The organism is Bacillus sp. CCB-MMP212, from assembly GCF_022748145.1.
GTDB lineage: Bacteria > Bacillota > Bacilli > Bacillales > Bacillaceae_G > Bacillus_A > Bacillus_A cereus.
The window spans coordinates 21668-42254 of record NZ_JALDQE010000017.1; the positions used below are offsets into that span (position 1 = coordinate 21668).

Consider the following 20587-nt stretch of genomic DNA (forward strand, 5'->3'; position numbering starts at 1 on the left):
ACTAAAAGGGAATACAAAAGAAAAGGGGACAGTGCCTTTGATGAAATTTGTAGTTTTAGCTATTCTTACTTTGTTTTTGATTCCATGGACAAGAAGTAGTAGTAAGCTTCGAGCAGTGGATAAGAAGGGAGATAAGAAGGTTATAAAGGGTAAGAAATCATCTATTTTAGTTATTCCTGTTTTATTTTGGATAGGTATTGCAATCTATGAATACTTTTGGCTAATTGATGATCGAGTAGACTCGATTCTTACTCATTATTCTGTTGCAGTAGCAATTTTAATTGGGCTTGTTTTATTTTCACAAGATCAAATAGGGAAATTAGAAGGTACATTAAAAGGACTTCTAATGTTTATTTTACTCGCAAGTTACGGCTACTTTGGTTATTTGCACGATATAGTAATCTCGCAAAAGAAATATGATTCTGTTGTTAAGATAGAGAAAGATATTTCAGAGCCATTTACTGAAAATGATCAGCCGTTTACAGTGCCGCCAAAGACAGCGGAGAATAAGATGAAAAAAGTATTTGGTGATATTCCGAAAGTAGCTTATTTTGAGCTAGGAGAATTAACGCCACAAATGGTAAACGGTGAAGCTTTATATGTAGCGCCGATTGAAGTTTCAGGATTTTTTAAAGCGCGTAAAGCTGAGACAATTCCAGGGTATGTAACGATGTCAGGTACGAATCCTGATGCGGAAGCGAAACTGCACCTCGGTTATAAAATGAAATATGTGCCAAGCATGTTTTTTGGTAATAATTTAGAGCGTGTGGTAAGGCAAGCAGAACCAAATTTAATCTTTAAAGGAAAACCTAAATTTGAGGTTGATGATAAAGGAAAACCATATTATACAATGACGTATGGTGAATTTATTTCAGGAAGATCTGGATTTGAGGTAGAAGGTGTTGTCGTAGTAGATGCACAAACAGGTGAAGTGAAAAGATATGATAAAGGAAAGGCACCTAAATTTGTTGATGGTGTATTAAATCATGAGACTGCATCTACGTTAAATACGTACTTTGGTAAATATATTCACGGATTTTGGAATACGAAATTCTCACAAACAGATATGAAAATTCCGACTGAGTGGGGAACGAAAGAAGGCGTGACCCCGATCTTTGGTAAAGATGGAACACTGTATTATTTTACAGACTTTACTTCTCCAAAAGAAGGAGTAGATTCAGCCCTAGGCTATTCATTAGTAGATGCACGCACAGGCAAGCTATATTACTATAATGGAAAAGAAGTGAAGGGGATTATGGATGGTTCAGCAGCTACAGAAGTAGTGGATAATTCCTTTAAGAGAGAGAAATGGCATGGGACAATGCCTGTCATTTATAACGTATACGGAAAACCAGCTTGGATTATTCCGGTTGTTGATGACGGAGGCCTAGTACGTGCACATACAGTTGTATATGCTGCTAATGCAAAAATATTTGCGACAGGTTCGACGCAGAAAGAAGCGCTTGAGAATTATAAAAACGTAATGAGCGGTAATGGTGATACCTTTAGACCAACCTCAACAGGAAAAGAAGCGCAAAAAGAAGGTATTGTACAACGTGTATATAAAGAGAAATCAGGTGAAAATACAATCGTGTACGTACTTTTAGAGAATGAACAAAAGGTATTTATGATACCAGTGAAGAAATTCCCGTATGCTATGTTTACAGAAGTAGGAGACCCAATTCAAATTACATATTTAGATACAGGAGAGACGATGGCCTCGGTATCTAAATTTGCGAATAGCAATGTGAAAAAGTAAAGCGATAGAATTTCTATCGCTTTTTTTTACATTATGAAAGAGGAAAATGCGCTGTACTTGACGTATGTTTATGATGTAACTATAATTGTTACGATTCAGTGTGTATAGGAAAGGGTGAATTGAAAAAGTGAATGAAGTTAATCACGAAATATATAAACCTGTAAAGGCAAACAGGTTATGGATGATTCTTGTATTAGGAACACTTACGGCGATTGGGCCATTATCTATTGATATGTATTTGCCTTCATTACCGAAGTTAACGGATGATTTGCAAACAGGTGCATCCCTAGCGCAGCTTACATTAACAGCTTGTTTGCTTGGGCTGTCAGTAGGACAATTATTTGTTGGCTCAATTAGCGATATTTACGGAAGACGCAAACCACTTATTATTGCTCTTATTATTTATGTTGCTTCTTCTTTACTTTGTGCTGTTGCGCCATCTATTTGGACATTAGTATTATTGCGCTTCCTACAAGGAGCTTCAGGATCAGCCGGGATTGTTATATCACGTGCAATGGTACGTGATATGTACTCAGGTTCTGAAATGACGAAGTTTTTCTCACTGCTTATGTTAGTAAACGGAGCAGCACCTATTTTGGCACCGATTATTGGGGGGCAATTATTACAGTTTACAACGTGGCGCGGTGTTTTCATCGTTCTTGGAGCAATTAGCGTATTCATGTTAATCTCAGCTACTTTTGTATTGCGTGAAACATTACCTCCTGAAGAAAGAGAAACGGGTGGTTTGTCAGGGACTTTGGCGACGTACGGAAAATTGTTAAAGGACCGTCTGTTTATGGGATATGCGTTGTCACAAGGATTAGTAACAGCGGCAATGTTTGCATACATTTCGGGCTCACCATTTGTGTTGCAGAACATATACGGAGCATCACCACAGCAATTTAGTTTATTCTTTGCGATTAACGGCATCGGTATTATTATTGCTAGTCAGGTAACGGGTCGTTTAGCGGGGAAAGTAAATGAGAAGACATTATTTGTTGCTGGTATTATTATCGCAGCTGTTGGTGGCCTATCTTTACTACTGACAATCGTACTAGGAATAGGTTTAATCGGTGTTTTATGTTCGTTATTCCTTGTTGTATCAAGTGTCGGGGTTGTATCAACAACTGGGTTCTCATTAGCGATGAGAAATCAGAAGCAAGCTGCAGGAACAGCGTCAGCTTTATTAGGCTTATTACAGTTCATTTCAGGAGCGCTTGTCGCTCCGCTAGTAGGTATTGGTGGGAGTAATACAGCGTTACCGATGGGTGTTGTTATTGCGCTTTGTGAAGTAGGAGCAGTATTATGTTATCTATTTATGGCCAGAAGAAGTGAGAAGCAGTTTGAACTGCAACAAAGACAAAATTTAGAGGCTTAACAAAAAAGAACTGATTCAAAGGGAATGTTTGAATCAGTTCTTTTTTTCATTTCTTTGAAATACCTCATACATATTATTCATGATCGTATCATATAAAACAGCAAGTTTATCCCACACCCAGCGATTACTATCGACTTCTTTTTCCCCACAGTCGATAATATCGGTATGGTCAGTAATTTTATACGCTTTTTTAACGATAATAGGAGCAATCTTCGGTATACGTGGGATTTCCTTTAAGGTATCTGCAAAGTTTCCAATGTAGACATGACCGATGATTTCGATTGTTAATGATTTATCCGATATATTTAGCACGGTATGAAATTGATTTGTATGTTGTTGTTTTAAATATTGAGCTAACTTAAATGGAGCATGCTTCTTCTTTAATACGCGGCGAAGGCTCTCTGTATTTTCGATATGAAGTGATTTTTCGCGAATAAGGACACGAATATCTTCTCCCATAAAAGGCATTGTGTTGTACATAGATGATTCTCCTTAAAACCTTACATATGTTTGCGTTATGCATATGTAAGTCTAGCATGGTTTGTTCTTTATGTGTGCTTACAGTTTTGTAAGGTGATGTAGTAAAGCATTGCAAAAGTTATTTGTATAAAGTGACGATACTGTGACAAACATGTTGGTATATATATTACGATGTCGTCTTAAGTGTAAAAAGTAGGGCGTTCTCGGTATAATAACAAGTGGAGATAAAAGAAACTATAATGAGTAATAGCTGTAGATAAAAGGAGAAGAAGAGATGAAGAAGGTTTTGGGTATTGCTGTAATGGGAAGTATGATCCTTCTAGCAGGATGTAATGGAAATAAAGATACGAAAGAACCGAAAGAAAAGGTAGAGCAATCTACTGAACAAACAGAAGAGATGAAAGAATACCTTGCAGTACATGAAAAATACGATATAAAAATGAATAAAGAAATTAATAAAGCACTGCAGTTATTTGAAGTGGCAAAAGAAAAGGGCGGTAAGGAAATAACGAATGCTACATATAAAGAAGACGTGCAAAAGGTAACAACGAGCATGTTAGAAGATATTGATCATATACGTAAAGAAATTCGTGTTCCGAAGTCGAAAGAGCAAGAACATGAGGTATATATTGGTTTCTTGAATGAATCAGAACAAGCGATGAAAAAATTACAGAAGTTAGCTAAAGAAGAAGATTCATCGTTGATTCGTGATATAGAAATTAATTTTGCAACAGCATCGACATACTATAAACGTTTTCAAGCAGAAACGAAAAAATAACCTTGCCTGTGCAGGGTTATTTTTTCTTCTTGCCATCTCCGTCTTCATCCTCAGATACTAATATTTTCTGTTCTTCGTGAAATTCGGAAATAGTTTGCCCGGTAATATTATCGAAAGGAGTATAAAAAGAAGTAATACGTTTCTTTTTAATAAAGAGTTTATAGGAGCCGATGATGACAAGTATAACGATTGTTAAGGGTAATCCTATAGTACCAAGAAGTAAGGGGTCCATCTTATAACTCCTTTAACATTATTTCTTTTTATTATAAGCCGAAAACTGTAATTTCGATAAATGAATTAAAAACTGATTTTTCTAAATTTATCCAATTTGATTGACTTTTCAATTTTTCAGAATTATAATTCGAAATATACAATTTGAACCAAATAATAATATAGCAATTTACTTATCCAGAGAGGTAGAGGGACTGGCCCTATGACACCTCAGCAGCGGGTTCTGTAATAGGAACACCGTGCTAATTCCAGCAAGCAAGTCTTGAAAGATAAGTGATGGGCCTTTGTTTGTTAAGCCTTGATCTTATTTTTTAAGATCAAGGCTTTTTGTATTCTAAAAAGAGAAAAGGAAGTAATGGAAAAGTACATCCATAAAACAAAGTAAATTCATGCGTTTAGGGGGTTATTGAAGTGTATGTAATTAAAAAATTATCGGTTATGGTGTTTACACTATGGGTTATTACGACAGTGACATTTCTAATTATGCATATTATTCCGGGAGATCCATTTTCATCAGATGCAAAAATCTTTCCTGAAGAAGTGATCCAAAACATGAGAGCGAAGTATCACCTTGATGAACCGTTATGGAATCAATATGTTGCTTATTTAGACGGTGTAGTTCATTTTGATTTTGGTGAATCTGTTCAATCAACCGGGCAAGGTGTATCAGAAATTATAACAACTGGCTTTGGTCCATCAGCAATTATTGGTCTACAAGCACTTGTTATTTCATTGTTAGTAGGAATTGCGGCAGGGACATTTGCTGCTCTCTATCATGGGAGAGTAATTGACTATAGTGTGAGTTTGCTCGCAATTTTAGGTATTTCTATTCCAAGTTTTATTTTAGCGCCACTATTTATACAAGTATTCGCTATCCAATTTGAGTTTTTACCAGTAGCCTCTTGGGGAACATTCGAACATACGGTATTGCCATCCTTTGCGTTAGCGTTAGGGCCAATCGCAGTTATTACAAGGTTTGTTCGTTCTAATATGATCGAAGTACTGCAGAGTGATTATATTAAGCTAGCAAGAGCAAAAGGTATACCAATTAAGAAGATTATTATAAGGCACGCTCTTCGAAATGCGATTGTTCCAGTACTTACATTTGTTGGACCGTTAATGGCTGGACTCTTAACAGGGACTTTCGTTATTGAAAAAATCTTTTCAATTCCTGGCCTAGGAAAATATTTTGTAGATAGTATTTTTAACCGAGACTATCCGGTGATTATGGGAACAACGATTTTCTATAGTGCATTATTAATTGCTTGTATTTTCATTACAGATATTATTCATCGCATTGTTGATCCGCGTATTCGTTCTATTACATAAGGAGGGGGGATATTTAAATGGGGGCTTATGAGATTAATGAACAGTTATTAACGAAAGAAGAGAAAAAAGAATTAACGATAAATAAAGATCAGCAAAAGATTAGCAGAAAGAAAGAAGTGTTTCGTAAGTTTATATCGAATCCAATCGCAGTTTTAGGAACAGTGACGTTATTGCTAATTATTGTTTTCTCGCTTATTGGCGAAAGTTTAACTTCATTTACTGCGAGTGAACAAGTAAAAGAGGCAACAAATTTACCGCCGAGTAGTGAACATTGGTTTGGAACAGATGATCTAGGGAGAGATATTTGGGCACGTACTTGGGCTGGTGGGAAGATTTCACTAACAGTTGGATTAGTAGCAGCTGCCCTCGATATAGGTCTTGGTGTACTGATTGGTGGATTTAGTGGATATGTGAGAGGACGTAATCGCCTTGGAACGTTAATTGATGAGTGGATTATAAGAGGAATTGAAGTATTATACGGCATCCCATATTTATTAATTGTTATTTTACTATTAATTGTTATGAAACCAGGTCTTTTCACCATTATTATCGCTCTTGCATTAACGGGATGGATTGGAATGGCTCGTCTCATTCGAGCACAAGTATTGTCTTTAAAACAACGAGAGTTTGTTATTGCAGCAGAGCGATTAGGTACATCACATATGAAAATTATATATGGGCATTTAATTCCGAATTTAACAGGGATTATTATCGTAAATTTATCATTTACAATTCCAGCAGCTATTTTTTCAGAATCATTTTTAAGCTTTATAGGACTTGGAGTACAATCACCAGCGGCAAGTTGGGGGACGATGACGAATGATGCACTCGGGACATTATTGAGCGGAGAATGGTGGCAGCTATTTTTCCCGGCAATCATGATTGCACTCATTATGTTCGCATTTAATGCAATTGGTGATGGTTTGCAAGATGCGATTGATCCAAAAATCGTCAAACGGAATCGAAAGGAGAAAAAACATGGCACAAATCTTATCTTTAGAAAACGTAACGTTAGCCGTTGAAAAAGAGAATAGTAAGCAAGCGATTGTGAAACATGTTTCCTTTTCTATTAACGAAGGTGAAATAGTTGCACTTGTAGGAGAAAGTGGTTCAGGAAAAAGTGTCACAGCACAATCCATTATCGGCTTGAATCAAGAATCAATTCATATCGATGATGGAAATATAGCTTTCCAAGCAAAGGAATTAACGAATTTACAAGAGTCAGAATGGAATCAAATTCGCGGAAAAGATATTTCCTTTATATTTCAAGATCCGCTTTCATCTTTAAACCCAACGATGAAGGTAGGCAAACAAATTACAGAAGTAGTTTTGCAACATGAGAAAAAATCGAAAAGAGAAGCAAAGGAAATTGCGATTAACTTGTTAACAGATTTAGGGATACATGAAGCAGAGAAACGCTTTGAACAGTACCCACATCAATTAAGCGGAGGTATGAGGCAGCGTATTTGTTTAGCAATTGCGTTTGCTTGTCATCCAAAGCTTGTAATTGCAGACGAGCCGACAACAGCGTTAGATGTAACGATTCAGAAACAAATTATGGGGCTATTAAAAGAAAGAAAAGAAAAACAAAATACGAGTATTTTATTAATTACACATGATTTGGCACTTGTACGTGAAGTAGCTGATCGAGTAGTTGTTATGTATGGGGGACGTGTCGTTGAAAAAGGAACGATACAGGAGGTAATAGGTTCTCCTAAACATCCATATACGAAAAGTTTATTACAAGCAATTCCGAATATGGATGATTCCGAAAAGGTATTACGTGCTATAGAAGGAACGACACCTTCCATTGAAACATTAAATAGCTTTGGTTGTCCTTTTGTAAATCGTTGTCCAGTAGCGATAAAAGAATGTATTCATCGTTTCCCAGAGAGAACAACATATTCTAAGGAGCATAGTTCACATTGTTGGCAACATGTTCTAGAGCATAATAAAGCGAAATCAAAAGAGAAGGTGAATGCCTCATGACGACAGATTTAATTACTGTAAAGCAAGTAATGAAAACGTACGGAAGTAAAAGTAAAGAAATCACAGCGTTAAAAGACATATCACTTTCTATTCCGAAAGGAACAACACTTGGCATTATTGGTGAAAGTGGTTCAGGAAAAACAACACTTGGTAAGCTCATAGCTGGGATTGAGAGCCCAACGTCTGGTGAAATTGATTATAACGGTCAAGTCGTTCACAAGTTGAAGGCAGCTCATAAACGTGATTTCTTACAGAAAGTACAGTTTATTTTTCAAGATTCCACAGCAGCATTAAATCCGCGCTGGAAAGTACACGATAGCGTAACGGAAGGTTATATTTCATTCGGTTTAGGTGATAAAGGATTAAAGGATAAAGTAGCAGGTGATGCGCTAGAACGTGTGGGATTAGATAGACGATATATTGATCGCTATCCGCACGAATTTAGCGGAGGACAACGTCAACGAATTGCTATTGCAAGAGCGTTATTGTGTGAGCCAGAAGTATTAATTCTTGATGAACCAATTTCAGCATTAGATGTTTCATTGCAAATTCAAATTGTACATCTGCTGCAAAAAATCCAAAAAGAACAAGGTTATACATATTTATTCATCGCGCACGATTTACCGATGGTTCACTATTTATGTGAAAAAGTAGCTGTCTTATACAAAGGAGAACTTGTTGAATTTGGAAATACGGACGAAGTCTTCCGTAATCCACAACATTCTTATACAAAAACATTATTAGCATCAACACCAAAAATTTCGGGTTAAAGGAGAATGTAGGATGAAGAAGTTTTTACTGTTTGTCATTATGACTGTTTTAGCAATTACTTCTGTCGCTTGCGGTAAGAAAGAGACGCAAAAGGCGAGTGCTGGTAAGGGAGAAGGAGATCGATTAGTAACGAATATTAGTAGTGATCCATACACACTTGATTCTGCTATTGCAACAGATAGCACGTCAGGTTATATCATTGGGCAGTTGTTTTCAAGTTTATATACGCAAGATAGTGATGGGAAATATCAAAATGAATTAGCAGAGAAAGAAGAAGTAAATGCTGATGGAACTGAATATACAATCCATTTGAAGAAAGATATTAAATGGTCAGATGGTTCTCCTGTTACGGCAAATGATTTTGAATTTGCATGGAAGCGATTATTAAATCCAAAAACGGGTTCTATGAATGCGACAGAAATGTATTTCATTAAAGGGGCAGAGGCATATAATACTGGAAAAGGTGAAGAGGGACAAGTTGGTATTCAAGTCGTTGATCCTCAAACATTAAAGGTAACTCTTGAACATCCAGTTGCTTCTATTAAACAGAAATTAGCAAGCTCATTATTTATTCCATTAGCTAAAAAGTCGATTGATGATAATAATAAATTAAAAACAGATCCAAAAGAGTTAATTACGAATGGACCATTCAAGTTAAAAGAGTGGAAGCATAACCAGGCTATTACAGTACAAAAAAATAAAGAATACTACGATAAAAAGGTAACATTAAAAGAAATTGAGTTTCGTATTATTCCAGACTCTAAAACAGCGTATCAATTATTTAAATCAAAAGAATTAGATTTACTAAGTGGTTTACCACAAGAGATGATTGAAAAAGAAAAAGGAAATAAAGAATATAAACGTGTTGCAGGATTTTCATCTTATATTTATTCGTTTAACGTAGAAAAAGAGCCTTTCACAAATGCGAAGGTACGTAAAGCATTTTCATTAGCGGTTGATCGTAAATTTATCGTTGAAAAACTGTATAAAAACAATGCACAAGAAGCAAATGCATTCGTTCCAGAAGGAGCAAAAACACAAAGTGGGCGTGATTTCCGTAAAGAAAAAGGTGGTTACGTTAAATTTGATCCATCAGAAGCGAAAAAATTATTAGAAGAAGGTATGAAAGAACAAGGGTGGTCTACATTACCTGAAGTAACATTAAAATTCACTACAGATACACAACATAAAAAAGTAGCAGAAGCAATGCAAGAAATGTTTAAGAAAAATCTTGGCGTAGATATTAAATTAGAAAATAAAGAGTGGAAGAGTTACATCGACACATACAAGCAAAGTGATTTCCAATTAGCTTATATGGGATGGGGCGGCTCTTTATTAGATCCAATTACTAAACTAGATTTATATGCAGGTGATGGTCCGAATAACTATGCAAAATGGCATAATAAAGAATTTGACGCTTTAGTAAAAGAAGCAAAAGTTGAACAAAACGAAGATAAGCGTTTTGACTTATTGCATAAAGCGGAAGATATTATGTTTACAGATTCACCATTAATCCCAATTATTTTCCCAAGTGCTTCATATTTACAAAAACCATCAGTATCTGGTGTTCAGTTCATTATCGGTTCTAGTCCAGAACTAAGATACGCAAAAATTAAAAAATAAAGAAGTAGGCAATTGCCTACTTCTTTATTTTATTTCTCTTTTATATTCTTTTTTCGTTCCATCAGAGAAGACAACTTCTAAATCGAATTTTTGGTAGTCTTTATCAAGTTTGAACACGTTCACTACTTGATCGATTACTTCTTGGTCAGCAGTATCTTTATCAAATTTTAATTCTTGTAGAAGTGGGCTTAATTTTGTGACAGCCTCATCTCCTGTTAATTTTACATCTGCTTTATGATCTTCAATTTTTGCTTCCATTTTTTTATCAGCTGCTACATTTTTATAGTCTGCTTCGTAGTCTTTCTTAGTATCTTGGTAGTCTGCCTTTAAATCGAATTCATTGAAATTTAGTTTTAAATCAGCAGGGGCTTCATTCTTCGCCTCTTCTGTAGTCTTTTTATTAGAAGTCGTGTCTTCCTTTGCAGGAGCTTTACATCCTGTTAATGCAGGTACTAGCATAAGAGCTAATAAAACTGATAGTAAAATTCTCATTATAAATTCCTCCTTATGTAAATTTGTTCTATACAAGTTTTTCCTAAAATCATGTAATTATGTATGTGTTGAAAATAAAATTTTGACTTGTAGCTTCAAGGATTAATCCGCAATTTAAATCAAAAATGATTTGTATGTATATGGTAAATTGAAGTTGTGAGGGAGGTACTGAAATGCTTTCTAAAACGTATCAAACCATTTCAAGTAACATATGCAGCAAATGGCTATTATACAATAATATTCGGAGGAGTTAGTTTAGAGAGAAATATTATTTCATTATTAGTCATTGTATTGGTTACACAATTAGTAGCAGTGAAGACTTTAGCTATAAAAGGAATGATAAAGGGAAGAAGAAGCTCTGTAGTTAAAGTTGTATAAAAGTAAAAAGGTATCCTTCGTAGGATACCTTTTTACTTTTGTTATTTTGCAACTTCTGTCCACTTGTAGTTAAATTCACCGCCGAAGTCAGTCGTTACAAGTCCTTTAATGAAAGAGCGTTGTAAGTAAGAACGACCTTGTTGGTATAAAGGAGCGACAGCGCCGTCTTGTAATAGAATTTTTTCAGCTTGCTTCATTGCTTCAAAGCGTGCTTTTTCATCGCCAGCTAAATCTGTTTTCACTTTATGAATTAGCTCATCGTACTCTTTGTTAGAGTATTTATCGAAGTTATAAGCACTATCTGTTGTAAATAAATCTAAGAATGTAATTGGATCAGCGAAGTCAGGGCCCCAGCCGTCAATACCAATTTCATAGTCACCACTTAATAGTAGTTTCAACTGTTGTTTACGTGGTTGTGGTTTTAAATTCACTGTTAATCCATCTAGGTTTTTTTCTAATTCACCTTTTAAATATTCACCAGTCTTTTTAGCTAAAGCATTGTCACTTGTTAATAGTTCGATTGTTACTTTGTCAGTACCAAGTTCTTGTTTTGCCTTTTTCCAGTTTTCTTTCGCTGTTTTCACATCATCCTTGACTAGATTTCCATTTTCTTTACGGAAGTCATTGCCTTCTGGACTCTTTGCAAATTTCGCAGGAATCATTCCTTCAGCTGGAATAGCACCGTTATTTAAAATTGTTTCTACGTAAGCCTTTTTATTCATTGCGCCGTTAATAGCAAGGCGTGCATGTTGATTTTTTAATGTTTCATTTTTCTGATTTAGTCGTAAGAATTGAATGCCGACTTCAGCGCGTTCCTTGAAGTTTGGATCGCTCTTATATTTATCAACAAACTCTGCAGTTAAAGCAACGCGATCAATTTGTCCTGAATCATATAAGTTCACTTCTGTAGACTTATCTTTAACGACATTGAAGTTGATTTCTTCTAATTTTACCGTTTTAGCATCCCAATAGTTAGGGTTTTTCTTCAATTGGAAACTTTGTTCGTGTTTCCAGTTATCTAATGTGAAAGCACCGTTGTAAATTAAATGATTTGTTTCTAAACCGTATTTATCGCCCTGAGACTTTAAGTACTCTTCATTAATTGGCAAGAATGTTGAGAATGTCGTTAAGCTTAAGAAGTAAGGAACAGGACGGTCTAGTTGTACTTCTAACGTTTTGTCATCAACAGCTTTGACCCCTAGTTGATCAATTGGTAATTGTTTTTGGTTTATTTGTTTCGCATTCTGTACATCGAAGAATAAGAATGCGTATTCAGCTGCTGTATCAGGATTTACGGCACGTTGCCAAGCAAAGACGAAGTCCTTTGCTGTAACAGGAGTACCGTTTGACCATTTTGAATCACGCAGATGGAATGTATATTTTGTTTTATCGGGACTAATGTCAACCGACTCAGCAACACCAGGAATCGGTTTATTATCTTCTCCCATTGCATATAAGCCTTCAAAAACATTGCGCATTACATTCATGGATTCCCCATCCGTTGCTTTTGCAACATCCATTGTTGGAATTTCTGAAGCGAATGATAAGTTAATTGCTTGTTTATCAGGTACTTTATCGTTTGCTTTCGCTCCGCCGGCATTATCTTTATTTCCCCCGCAAGCAGTTAGTAATAGACTTGTCCCTAAAACAGATGCAACAACAGGTACAACTTTTTTCTTCATTGTTCGTTCCTCCCTAAATGTGTTGTTCGTAACGTCATAATGTCCATGTCTTGAAGTAGCTATAGAAGGAGATAGAACCTATTATAAATATTTGTTTATAGGTAATCAGGTGTTCTATATGTATATACATGTTGAGCTATAATCTATCGTTATATGTTTCAACTTAGTAGACATTATATTTTGATGGTGAAATATTTTGTTTCTTTGATTATTTAGAATATTAACACTGGAAAGAACTATATGTCAATAATAAAAATAGAATGTTAATTTCTTAGAATAATATATTAAAAAAGTAGATTCTTTTGTGTGAGAGAACCTACTTTTAATATATTTTGCTAAAAAAACAATTGGTGTGGGCTAATAATAAGTGGGGATGAAGAACCCCCACTTATTACGGTTTTACTTTATTTTTCAATTTTTGCCCACTTGAAGTTTAATTGACCCGCAAAGTCTACTTGCACAATTCCTTTCACATAAGAACGTTCTAAATAAGATTCGCCTTTTTGGTAAAGAGGAGCGATAACAGAGTCTTTAAATAATATTTTCTCGGATTCTAGTAATGCTTCCCAGCGAGCTTTTTCATCACCAGCTAAAGTTGTTTTCACTTTTGCTATTGTTTCATCGAATTCCTTATTAGAGTAATGATCTAAGTTATAAGGGTTATTCGTTGTAAATAGCTCAAGGAATGTAATTGGATCCGCAAAGTCAGGGCTCCAGCCGTCAATTCCGATTTCGTAGTCACCTTTTAATAAAAGCGAAACTTGTTGCTTACGCGGTTGCGGTTTTATATTTACTGTTAATCCATCTAGATTCTTTTCTAGTTGCCCTTTTAAGAATTCACCAGTTTTCTTATCAAGGTCAGCATCACTCGTTAATAATTCTAATGTTATCTTTTCAGAACCAAGCTCTTGTTTAGCTTTTTTCCATAATTCTTGTGCAGATTTTGTATCAACTTTTGTTAAATCGCCGTTTGCAGTACGGAAGTCTTTTCCTTCAGGTCCTTTTGCAAAGTTTTTTGGAACGAGACCAAATGTTGGTGTAGAGCCATCATTTAATAACGTATTTACAAAGGATTTTCTATCAATTGTTTGATCAATTGCTTGGCGTGCAGAAACGTTTTGAAGTACTTTGTTTTGTTGATTCATACGTAAAAATTGTACGCCTACGTTTGGACGTTCTTTAAAGTTGGCATCTTTTTTATATTTATCAACGAAGTCAGATGTTAGTTTTATACGGTCTAATTGTTTTGACTCGAATAAATTGACTTCTGTTGATTTTTCTTTTACGACGTTAAAATTGATTTCTTCTAGTTTGACAGTATCTTTATCCCAATAGGTAGGGTTCTTCTTAAATTTAAAGCTTTGTTCGTGCTTCCAATCGCTTAGTGTAAAAGCTCCATTGTACAAGATTGTATTATCTTCTAAAGCGTACTTATCACCTTGTGCTTTAAAGAATTCCTCGTTAATTGGTAGAAATGTTGGGAACGCTGTTAAGCTAATAAAATACGGAACAGGACGCTCCAATTCTACCTCAAACGTATGGTCATCAACTGCTTTTACACCAAGTTGGTCGGCTGGAAGTTCTTTGTTGTTAATTTTTGTTGCATTTTTAATATCAAAGAATAGAAATGCATATTCAGAGGCTATTGCTGGATCTACGGCACGTTGCCAAGCGAACACAAAATCTTTCGCTGTAACAGGAGTGCCGTTTGACCATTTTGAATCTCGCAAATGGAATGTGTATTTCGTTTTATCGCCACTTACTTCATGAGATTTTGCAACACCAGGAACAGGTTTGTTACCTTCACCAAGATTATACAAACCTTCAAATACGTTTCTCATTACTTGACCAGAATCAGTATCTGTAGCACGAGCCGTATCCATTGTTCGTATTTCAGTAGGTGAAGATAAGTTTAAAACCTGTTTACTAGGTGCCTCGTCTTTTGCATTTGCTCCGCTTGCTTCGTTTTTATAACTACCGCAACCAGTTAATAAAATACTTACTCCTACAACTGATGCAATACCGGGTACAAACTTCTTTTTCATTTGATTTTCCTCCTAAATAATTAAGTTTGGATGATGATGAGGGAAATGAAAAATAAAAAATCCCTCTTTTCATATTGAGAAAGAGGGATTTTTACGTACAAGTTATGCACCCGTATATAAACGAAGTCCCTCATTCTATCTTTCAAGCATAAAGCTTGCAGGAAGTGGCACAGTATTCAAAATGAACCTGCTGCCGAGGTTTCAAAGGGCCAGTCCCTCCACCTCTCTTGATACAATGAGTAAACGAATAAATTTTATTAATTTTTGTGTTTCTTTGATAATTCAAAATCTTACACCTTGAATAATGAAGTGTCAACCAAATGAAATATAGTTTAAATTTTCAGTTTTCTTAAACAAAAAAACCACTGCATATGGCAGTGGTTTTTCTACTAGAAGTTAAAGTTATCTGGATCTGGACCAACGCGACGATCTTCATTTAAAGCTTGAATTGCTTTCATATCATCAGCACTTAATTCAAAGTCGAAGATGTTTGCATTTTCAATAATGCGATGTTCTTTAATTGATTTAGGGATTGTTACAACTTCGTTTTGTAAATCCCAGCGTAAAATAATTTGCGCAGTTGATTTATTATATTTTGTCGCAATTTCTTGTAACGTTGGATTATCTAGTAGTTGTCCTTGCATTAATGGTGACCAAGCTTCAAGCTGGATATTATGTTCTTTACAGAATGCATGTAGCTCTTCTTGTGCTAAACGTGGGTGATATTCCACTTGGTTGACCATTGGCTTAATTTCAGCAATTTCAAATACGTCTTGTAAGTGGTGAATGTGGAAATTACTCACACCGATAGCGCGAACACGGCCATCTTTATAAAGTTTTTCTAATGCTTTCCATGATTCAGTATATTTCCCTTTTACAGGCCAATGTACTAAATATAAATCTAAATATTCTAGACCTAATTTCTCTAATGTAGTTTCAAATGCTTGAAGTGTTGTTTCATATCCTTGATCGCTATTCCATACTTTTGAGGTAATAAATAATTCTTCACGTGAAACACCGGATTCACGAATCGCTTGTCCAACGCCTTCTTCATTTTGATAGATTGCTGCAGTATCGATGCTGCGGTAGCCATTTTTAATTGCTGCTTTTACAGAATCAATTACTTCTGAACCATCTTCTACTTTAAAAACACCTAAACCAAACCAAGGCATTTTTACACCGTTATGTAATGTTGTATAATCTTTTAAACTTGTTAAAATCATATTATTTCCCCCTAGCTTTTTTGTTTGTTGCTTCTACTGCTTTTTGAATTGTCTCTGAAAAATTATATTCGTATAAAGTTTTGAGACCCTCAGCTGTAGAACCACCTGGCGTTGTTACTTGTTCGCGGAGGTTAGCTGGATTTTGCGTTTGCTCGAGCATAGAAGCAGAGCCAGAAATCATTTGAATGACAAGATGTTTTGCGGTTTCTTCATCGACTCCATAACTTTTTGTTGCTTCAATTAAGCTTTCAGCAAAGTAATAAAGGAAGGCTGGTGCACTTCCAGTAACTGCAGTAAGCTGATGAACTTCTTCCTCAGTACAAAGTTGCGAAGTACCAATACCTCTTAAAAGCAGTTGCAGGGTTTCTTGATGCATCTCGGTTACTGATTGTCCTATTGTATATAAGGAGATAGACTTTCCAATTTCAGCAGCTGTATTAGGCATAATCCAAGCAACAGGTGTGCCTTTTGGGAGTCTAGCTTCTAAATAAGATGGTCCAATGCCAGCTGCTACTGTTACGACAAGTTGATTTGATATTAACGGAGATAGCTCAGCTAATAATTCTTCATGAGCAGAAGGTGGCATTGCTAAAACAACCGTATCGACAGATGTAATATGCTGCTTCCAATCCGTTGTAATAGACACATTATATCGCCTTTGTAATTGTTCTAACTTTTCTACGTTGCTTCGGTTAGAGATGATAATTTCTTCGATGTATTCTTTGCTTGTTTTAAGTAATCCGGAAAATATAGCTTCTGCCATACGACCAGCACCAATAAATAAAATTCGATGTTTGTTAGGCATATCCTTTATTCCTTTCTAGTAGAGATATGTTATAAAAACGATATCATCTTTAAGAGAATTTTGTAAAAAGAAAAGACTTACCGTAGATGGAATGGATAATGAGAAGGAGGAAATTCATGGTAAAGGAAAGGGCTATTCCTTATACTGGTGATAGGGAATTTATTACACATCTGGGGAGAGATAAATATGGTTAGAAGTCCACTTTTTTTACTTGTTTCTAGTATTATTTGTGTATTAGTTGGATTGTATATTCAATCGAGTTATATTGAAATTTTCGCATCAATTATGGGAATCATTAATGTTTGGTTATTAGCGAGAGAAAAAGTATCCAACTTTTTATTTGGCATGATTACTGTTGCGGTATTTCTATACATTTTTATTACACAAGGTTTATATGCAATGGCAGTATTAGCCGCTTTTCAATTTATATTTAATGTATATGGTTGGTATTATTGGATTGCACAAAGTGGGGAGGGAGAAGTAAAAGCAACAGTTCGTTTAGATTTGAAAGGGTGGACTTTTTATATAAGTTTTATTTTAGTTGCTTGGATTGGCTGGGGTTATTATCAAGTCCGTTATTTAGAGTCAACAAGTCCTTATTTAGACGCTTTAAATGCCGTATTGGGACTAGTGGCTCAATTTATGTTAAGTCGAAAAATATTAGAAAACTGGCATTTATGGATTTTATATAACGTAGTTAGCATTGTAATTTATATTTCTACTGGTTTATACGTCATGCTAATATTAGCTATTATTAATCTCTTTATATGTGTAGCTGGTTTGCTAGAGTGGAAGAGCAATTATAAGGGGCAAGAACATACAAATAATTATATCTAGAAAATAATTAGAATTAAAAAACCCCTGAAGTACATATGCTTCAGGGGTTTACTAATAGAATATAAGATTATGCTTTTGTCATACCAAGTAATACAGCGCCGCCGATAATTAAAACACTACCTAGTGCAATAAAGATCAATTGCCGTTTTGTTTTCTTTTCACCTAAGAATACAATCGCACCGAATGTTGAGATAACGATTCCAGTTTGAGATAATGGGAAGCTTGTTGCTACTCCAACACGTGGTAATGAAAGAAGTAAGAATAAGTTTCCAGTTCCCCATAGTAAACCAGATAAAGCATTACGGATTGCATATTTGTTAAATGGTTTATGTTTAGATGTCAGTACAACCGCACCAACAAACATACCAACTGCTTGTGGTAAAATAGCAGACCAACCATCGATATTATACCAACGAATAATAATTACATATACAAGATAGCCGAAAGTAGAAACAATTAAAGTAAGAAGTCCTTTTTTCAATTGTCCTGGTGGCTGAGCATTTTCTTTATCATCTAGTGATGTGAATACAACACCAACTACGATTAATAGGATTGCAATCGTTCCCAGAATAATCGTTGTAGTAGTAGTCCACTCACGGAAAGCGATAACCCCAAAGATAGAAGTTGCAACAAGTTGCATACCAGTAGAAATTGTTACGGTAGTTGAAACACCTAGTTTTTCAACTGTTTTTAATTGGTTTACTTGTCCTAAAGCCCAGAATAAACCTGAAATAAACCCAACAATTAAGACTGTCATTGTTAAAGCTGGTTGAGTAAATACATACATAATTGTTGCGAAGAATAGAGCACCGATTGTCATACCTACCGTTTGGCTATATGCACCACCGCCCATTTTTACGCTTACTAATAAGATGTTTCCCCATGCAATTGCAGGAAGAAGCGCTAATAAAATGTCCATTACAAGACTCCCTTCGGTTTGCTATACCAATATAGTTACATATCGTTCTAACGATCGGTAATGCCCCACTAATAGAGTAGAAGATTACCGATCGCTAAAACAGGATGAAGAATTCACGATATAAATGCGTTTTCATTTCTTCATTTTTTGAAACACCTCCATATAATAACAGGAAATTGCCTATTTTAGAAAGTGAATTCAAATAAAATGTATATTTAAATAAGAGGTAAAATTCAGTTATTTCCCGGTGGTATATTTTATTTCCTAAGAAATAAAGAAGCAGCTTCCAAAAAAGCTGCTTTAAGGGTTAGTAATTCTTTTGTTAATAAGCTGAATACATAGCAGAAATAGGAGTGACATACTAATAGTGATAACCACAAGTGTCCAGGCGAGTTGCATATTACTTGCGTCAATGGCCATGTAAATTGCAGTCGGGATTGTCTGTGTTTTACCAGGGATATTCCCGGCAAACATGAGTGTAGCACCAAACTCACCGAGCGCGCGGACAAAGCTCAAAATCATCCCGCTTAGTAATGCAGGAAATGCGAGCGGAAGTGTAACGTGCAGAAAAACTTGATATTCACTTGCGCCAAGGTCACGAGCACTTTCTTCAATTTGTACATTTGCGATAGAAAATCCCGTTTTCGCTGATTGGTACATAAGTGGAAATGCAACAACTGTAGAAGCGATGATCGCAGCGGTAGATGTGAACATAATAGACTGCTGAAATAATGATTCAACCCACCTTCCGATCGGGCTGTTGTTTCCAAAGATGATAATGAGAAAGAAGCCGATAACAGTTGGTGGAAGTACCATTGGTAATAAAAATATGGTTTCTAATAGTACTTTATATCGCCATGAGGAGCGAGCTAGTGCTCGCCCGACAATCGTCCCTAAAATTGTAACGAGAATAGTGGCACACGCAGCTACTCTTAAAGATAGAAAGACAGGCGATATAATAGCATCAATGCTCATAGTAATTACGACAGGACTGTAAATCCATATTTCTTAAAGATAGATTGTGCATCTTTTGACTGCAAATACTCATAAAATGAAGTCGCCTCTTTCTTATGTTTAGATTCCTTTATAACACCTAAAGGATACTGGATTGGCTCATGAGAAGTAGCTGCTGCTGTTTCACCAATTTTTACTTTATCTGAAATGAGAGCATCTGTTTTGTATACGATACCAGCATTGACATTTCCTGTTTCTACATATGTTAACACTTGGCGAACATCTTTTGTAAATACGACTTTATTTTGAACATCATTCCAAAGGTTTTCGTGTGTTAGAGAGGCCTTTGCATATTTGCCAGCAGGTACAGATTCAGGTGTACCAAGTGCGATTTTTTTGATTTTCTCATCTTTTAAATCTTGAAATTTTGTAAGAGAACTATCTTTAGGGATGACTAGAACTAGTTCATTTCCAAGAAGATTTTTCCCTTCTTTTTCATTAATGAATCCTTTTTTTACAAGGATTTGGAATTTATCTTCTGCAGCAGAGAAGAATAAATCAGCAGGTGCACCTTGTTCAATTTGTTGTTGAAGTGCTCCAGAAGCACCGAAGTTAAAAGAAAGTTTAATATTTGGTTCTTTTTCTTTATATTGTTTTTCAATTTCTTTTAATGCATCTTGTAAGCTTGCAGCAGCTGAGATAGTAAGTTCAACTGCTTTTCCTTCTTTAGCAGTTGATTTCTCTTTCTTATCTCCGTTTGTACATGCAACACTAAATATAAGAAGAAAAGAAAGTATAAGTGCCCCAATCGAACGTAATGTAAATTTATTCATAAAAAAATCCCCTTTCGTTTTGACACATCTAATTATAACTAAATATAACTAATTATAACTAGTTATAATTGAATATAATTT

At 35.4% G+C, this 20587-nt stretch carries 19 protein-coding genes, 1 pseudogene and 2 riboswitches; of the genes and pseudogenes, 10 read left to right on the top strand and 10 right to left on the bottom strand.

The features are described from left to right. The first annotated feature begins 40 nt into the window (after positions 1-40). Both MRP26_RS28370 and MRP26_RS28375 read left to right on the top strand, forming a co-directional pair. The gene (locus MRP26_RS28370) at positions 41-1759 is read left to right on the top strand and encodes a DUF3981 domain-containing protein (RefSeq protein WP_197242018.1); all 1719 of its coding nucleotides are present in this window, start codon (positions 41-43) and stop codon (positions 1757-1759) included. 118 nt (positions 1760-1877) lie between these two features. Then, on the top strand, positions 1878-3137 hold the full coding sequence (locus MRP26_RS28375; protein WP_223266695.1) for a multidrug effflux MFS transporter: 1260 nt from the start codon (positions 1878-1880) through the stop codon (positions 3135-3137). 33 nt (positions 3138-3170) lie between these two features. Here the strand turns inward: MRP26_RS28375 and MRP26_RS28380 are convergent, their stop codons facing one another. Continuing rightward, entirely contained in the window at positions 3171-3617 is a 447-nt protein-coding gene (locus MRP26_RS28380; protein ID WP_000282869.1) for a hypothetical protein, read from the bottom strand. A gap of 274 nt (positions 3618-3891) precedes the next feature. Between MRP26_RS28380 and MRP26_RS28385 the strand changes: the two genes are divergently transcribed. Next, positions 3892-4395, top strand: a complete 504-nt coding sequence (locus MRP26_RS28385; RefSeq protein WP_000756522.1) for a hypothetical protein — start codon at positions 3892-3894, stop codon at positions 4393-4395. Between the two features lie 16 nt (positions 4396-4411). Here MRP26_RS28385 and MRP26_RS28390 read toward each other — a convergent pair whose 3' ends face one another. After that, positions 4412-4627: a DUF3951 domain-containing protein gene (locus tag MRP26_RS28390; protein ID WP_088025488.1), complete on the bottom strand. Its 216-nt coding sequence runs from the start codon at positions 4625-4627 to the stop codon at positions 4412-4414. A 169-nt stretch (positions 4628-4796) separates the two neighbouring features. Continuing rightward, positions 4797-4902: riboswitch (SAM riboswitch) on the top strand. Positions 4903-5037: 135 nt separating this feature from the next. On the opposite strand from MRP26_RS28390, the gene MRP26_RS28395 reads away from it, so the two are divergent. From MRP26_RS28395 to MRP26_RS28415, 5 genes are read left to right on the top strand one after another with little or no spacing between them, the layout of a single operon-like run. Next, entirely contained in the window at positions 5038-5955 is a 918-nt protein-coding gene (locus MRP26_RS28395) for an ABC transporter permease (protein ID WP_000289326.1), read from the top strand. A 17-nt stretch (positions 5956-5972) separates the two neighbouring features. Further along, positions 5973-6977 (top strand): ABC transporter permease, encoded by a 1005-nt coding sequence (locus MRP26_RS28400; RefSeq protein WP_053565433.1) that lies wholly within the window; start codon positions 5973-5975, stop codon positions 6975-6977. Next, positions 6934-7944, top strand: a complete 1011-nt coding sequence (locus MRP26_RS28405) for an ABC transporter ATP-binding protein (RefSeq protein WP_000057270.1) — start codon at positions 6934-6936, stop codon at positions 7942-7944. Before MRP26_RS28400 ends, MRP26_RS28405 begins: the two co-directional genes overlap by 44 nt. Next, positions 7941-8714: an ABC transporter ATP-binding protein gene (locus tag MRP26_RS28410; protein ID WP_197242016.1), complete on the top strand. Its 774-nt coding sequence runs from the start codon at positions 7941-7943 to the stop codon at positions 8712-8714. The genes MRP26_RS28405 and MRP26_RS28410 overlap by 4 nt, the downstream gene beginning before the upstream one ends. A 13-nt stretch (positions 8715-8727) precedes the next feature. Then, a complete protein-coding gene (locus MRP26_RS28415) occupies positions 8728-10338 on the top strand; it encodes a peptide ABC transporter substrate-binding protein (RefSeq protein WP_197242015.1) in 1611 nt (536 codons plus the stop codon). Between the two features lie 24 nt (positions 10339-10362). On the opposite strand, the gene MRP26_RS28420 is transcribed toward MRP26_RS28415, so the two are convergent. After that, entirely contained in the window at positions 10363-10830 is a 468-nt protein-coding gene (locus tag MRP26_RS28420; RefSeq protein WP_197242014.1) for a YusW family protein, read from the bottom strand. Positions 10831-11003: 173 nt separating this feature from the next. On the opposite strand from MRP26_RS28420, the pseudogene MRP26_RS28425 reads away from it, so the two are divergent. Further along, positions 11004-11208: pseudogene (locus MRP26_RS28425) on the top strand (hypothetical protein). A gap of 41 nt (positions 11209-11249) precedes the next feature. Here the strand turns inward: MRP26_RS28425 and MRP26_RS28430 are convergent. The 4 genes from MRP26_RS28430 to proC all read right to left on the bottom strand — a co-directional run bounded on the left by MRP26_RS28430 (position 11250) and on the right by proC (position 16963). Continuing rightward, positions 11250-12890 carry a peptide ABC transporter substrate-binding protein gene (locus MRP26_RS28430; protein WP_242807366.1) on the bottom strand — a complete coding sequence of 547 codons (1641 nt, stop codon included), beginning with the start codon at positions 12888-12890 and terminating at the stop codon, positions 11250-11252. A gap of 404 nt (positions 12891-13294) precedes the next feature. Continuing rightward, positions 13295-14935: a peptide ABC transporter substrate-binding protein gene (locus MRP26_RS28435; RefSeq protein ID WP_242807368.1), complete on the bottom strand. Its 1641-nt coding sequence runs from the start codon at positions 14933-14935 to the stop codon at positions 13295-13297. 132 nt (positions 14936-15067) lie between these two features. Next, positions 15068-15172, bottom strand: a riboswitch (SAM riboswitch). 152 nt (positions 15173-15324) lie between these two features. Further along, positions 15325-16158 carry an aldo/keto reductase gene (locus MRP26_RS28440; protein ID WP_000604196.1) on the bottom strand — a complete coding sequence of 278 codons (834 nt, stop codon included), beginning with the start codon at positions 16156-16158 and terminating at the stop codon, positions 15325-15327. A gap of 1 nt (position 16159) precedes the next feature. Continuing rightward, entirely contained in the window at positions 16160-16963 is an 804-nt protein-coding gene (gene proC / locus MRP26_RS28445; RefSeq protein WP_095689895.1) for a pyrroline-5-carboxylate reductase, read from the bottom strand. A gap of 186 nt (positions 16964-17149) precedes the next feature. On the opposite strand from proC, the gene pnuC reads away from it, so the two are divergent. Continuing rightward, entirely contained in the window at positions 17150-17800 is a 651-nt protein-coding gene (pnuC, locus tag MRP26_RS28450; RefSeq protein ID WP_089170283.1) for a nicotinamide riboside transporter PnuC, read from the top strand. A 67-nt stretch (positions 17801-17867) separates the two neighbouring features. Here pnuC and MRP26_RS28455 read toward each other — a convergent pair whose 3' ends face one another. The 3 genes from MRP26_RS28455 to modA form a co-directional block, all read right to left on the bottom strand. Continuing rightward, positions 17868-18719, bottom strand: coding sequence for a GRP family sugar transporter (locus tag MRP26_RS28455; RefSeq protein ID WP_000353546.1), 852 nt, complete (start codon positions 18717-18719; stop codon positions 17868-17870). A gap of 300 nt (positions 18720-19019) precedes the next feature. Then, positions 19020-19694 carry a molybdate ABC transporter permease subunit gene (gene modB / locus MRP26_RS28460; protein ID WP_002152004.1) on the bottom strand — a complete coding sequence of 225 codons (675 nt, stop codon included), beginning with the start codon at positions 19692-19694 and terminating at the stop codon, positions 19020-19022. A gap of 5 nt (positions 19695-19699) precedes the next feature. Beyond that, complete coding sequence (modA, locus tag MRP26_RS28465; protein WP_088025498.1) at positions 19700-20506, bottom strand: molybdate ABC transporter substrate-binding protein; 807 nt, start codon at positions 20504-20506, stop codon at positions 19700-19702. Positions 20507-20587 lie beyond the last annotated feature (81 nt).

Excerpts from the sequence above, each read along its gene's own strand:
- MRP26_RS28400 (WP_053565433.1), top strand. The coding sequence starts at position 5,973 with ATGGGGGCTTATGAGATTAATGAACAGTTATTAACGAAAGAAGAGAAA.
- MRP26_RS28405 (WP_000057270.1), top strand. The coding sequence starts at position 6,934 with ATGGCACAAATCTTATCTTTAGAAAACGTAACGTTAGCCGTTGAAAAA.
- MRP26_RS28370 (WP_197242018.1), top strand. The coding sequence starts at position 41 with ATGAAATTTGTAGTTTTAGCTATTCTTACTTTGTTTTTGATTCCATGG.
- MRP26_RS28455 (WP_000353546.1), bottom strand. The coding sequence starts at position 18,719 with ATGGACATTTTATTAGCGCTTCTTCCTGCAATTGCATGGGGAAACATC.
- MRP26_RS28385 (WP_000756522.1), top strand. The coding sequence starts at position 3,892 with ATGAAGAAGGTTTTGGGTATTGCTGTAATGGGAAGTATGATCCTTCTA.
- modA (WP_088025498.1), bottom strand. The coding sequence starts at position 20,506 with ATGAATAAATTTACATTACGTTCGATTGGGGCACTTATACTTTCTTTT.
- MRP26_RS28440 (WP_000604196.1), bottom strand. The coding sequence starts at position 16,158 with ATGATTTTAACAAGTTTAAAAGATTATACAACATTACATAACGGTGTA.
- MRP26_RS28420 (WP_197242014.1), bottom strand. The coding sequence starts at position 10,830 with ATGAGAATTTTACTATCAGTTTTATTAGCTCTTATGCTAGTACCTGCA.
- MRP26_RS28430 (WP_242807366.1), bottom strand. The coding sequence starts at position 12,890 with ATGAAGAAAAAAGTTGTACCTGTTGTTGCATCTGTTTTAGGGACAAGT.
- MRP26_RS28435 (WP_242807368.1), bottom strand. The coding sequence starts at position 14,935 with ATGAAAAAGAAGTTTGTACCCGGTATTGCATCAGTTGTAGGAGTAAGT.
- MRP26_RS28390 (WP_088025488.1), bottom strand. The coding sequence starts at position 4,627 with ATGGACCCCTTACTTCTTGGTACTATAGGATTACCCTTAACAATCGTT.
- modB (WP_002152004.1), bottom strand. The coding sequence starts at position 19,694 with ATGAGCATTGATGCTATTATATCGCCTGTCTTTCTATCTTTAAGAGTA.
- MRP26_RS28380 (WP_000282869.1), bottom strand. The coding sequence starts at position 3,617 with ATGTACAACACAATGCCTTTTATGGGAGAAGATATTCGTGTCCTTATT.
- pnuC (WP_089170283.1), top strand. The coding sequence starts at position 17,150 with ATGGTTAGAAGTCCACTTTTTTTACTTGTTTCTAGTATTATTTGTGTA.
- proC (WP_095689895.1), bottom strand. The coding sequence starts at position 16,963 with ATGCCTAACAAACATCGAATTTTATTTATTGGTGCTGGTCGTATGGCA.
- MRP26_RS28410 (WP_197242016.1), top strand. The coding sequence starts at position 7,941 with ATGACGACAGATTTAATTACTGTAAAGCAAGTAATGAAAACGTACGGA.
- MRP26_RS28415 (WP_197242015.1), top strand. The coding sequence starts at position 8,728 with ATGAAGAAGTTTTTACTGTTTGTCATTATGACTGTTTTAGCAATTACT.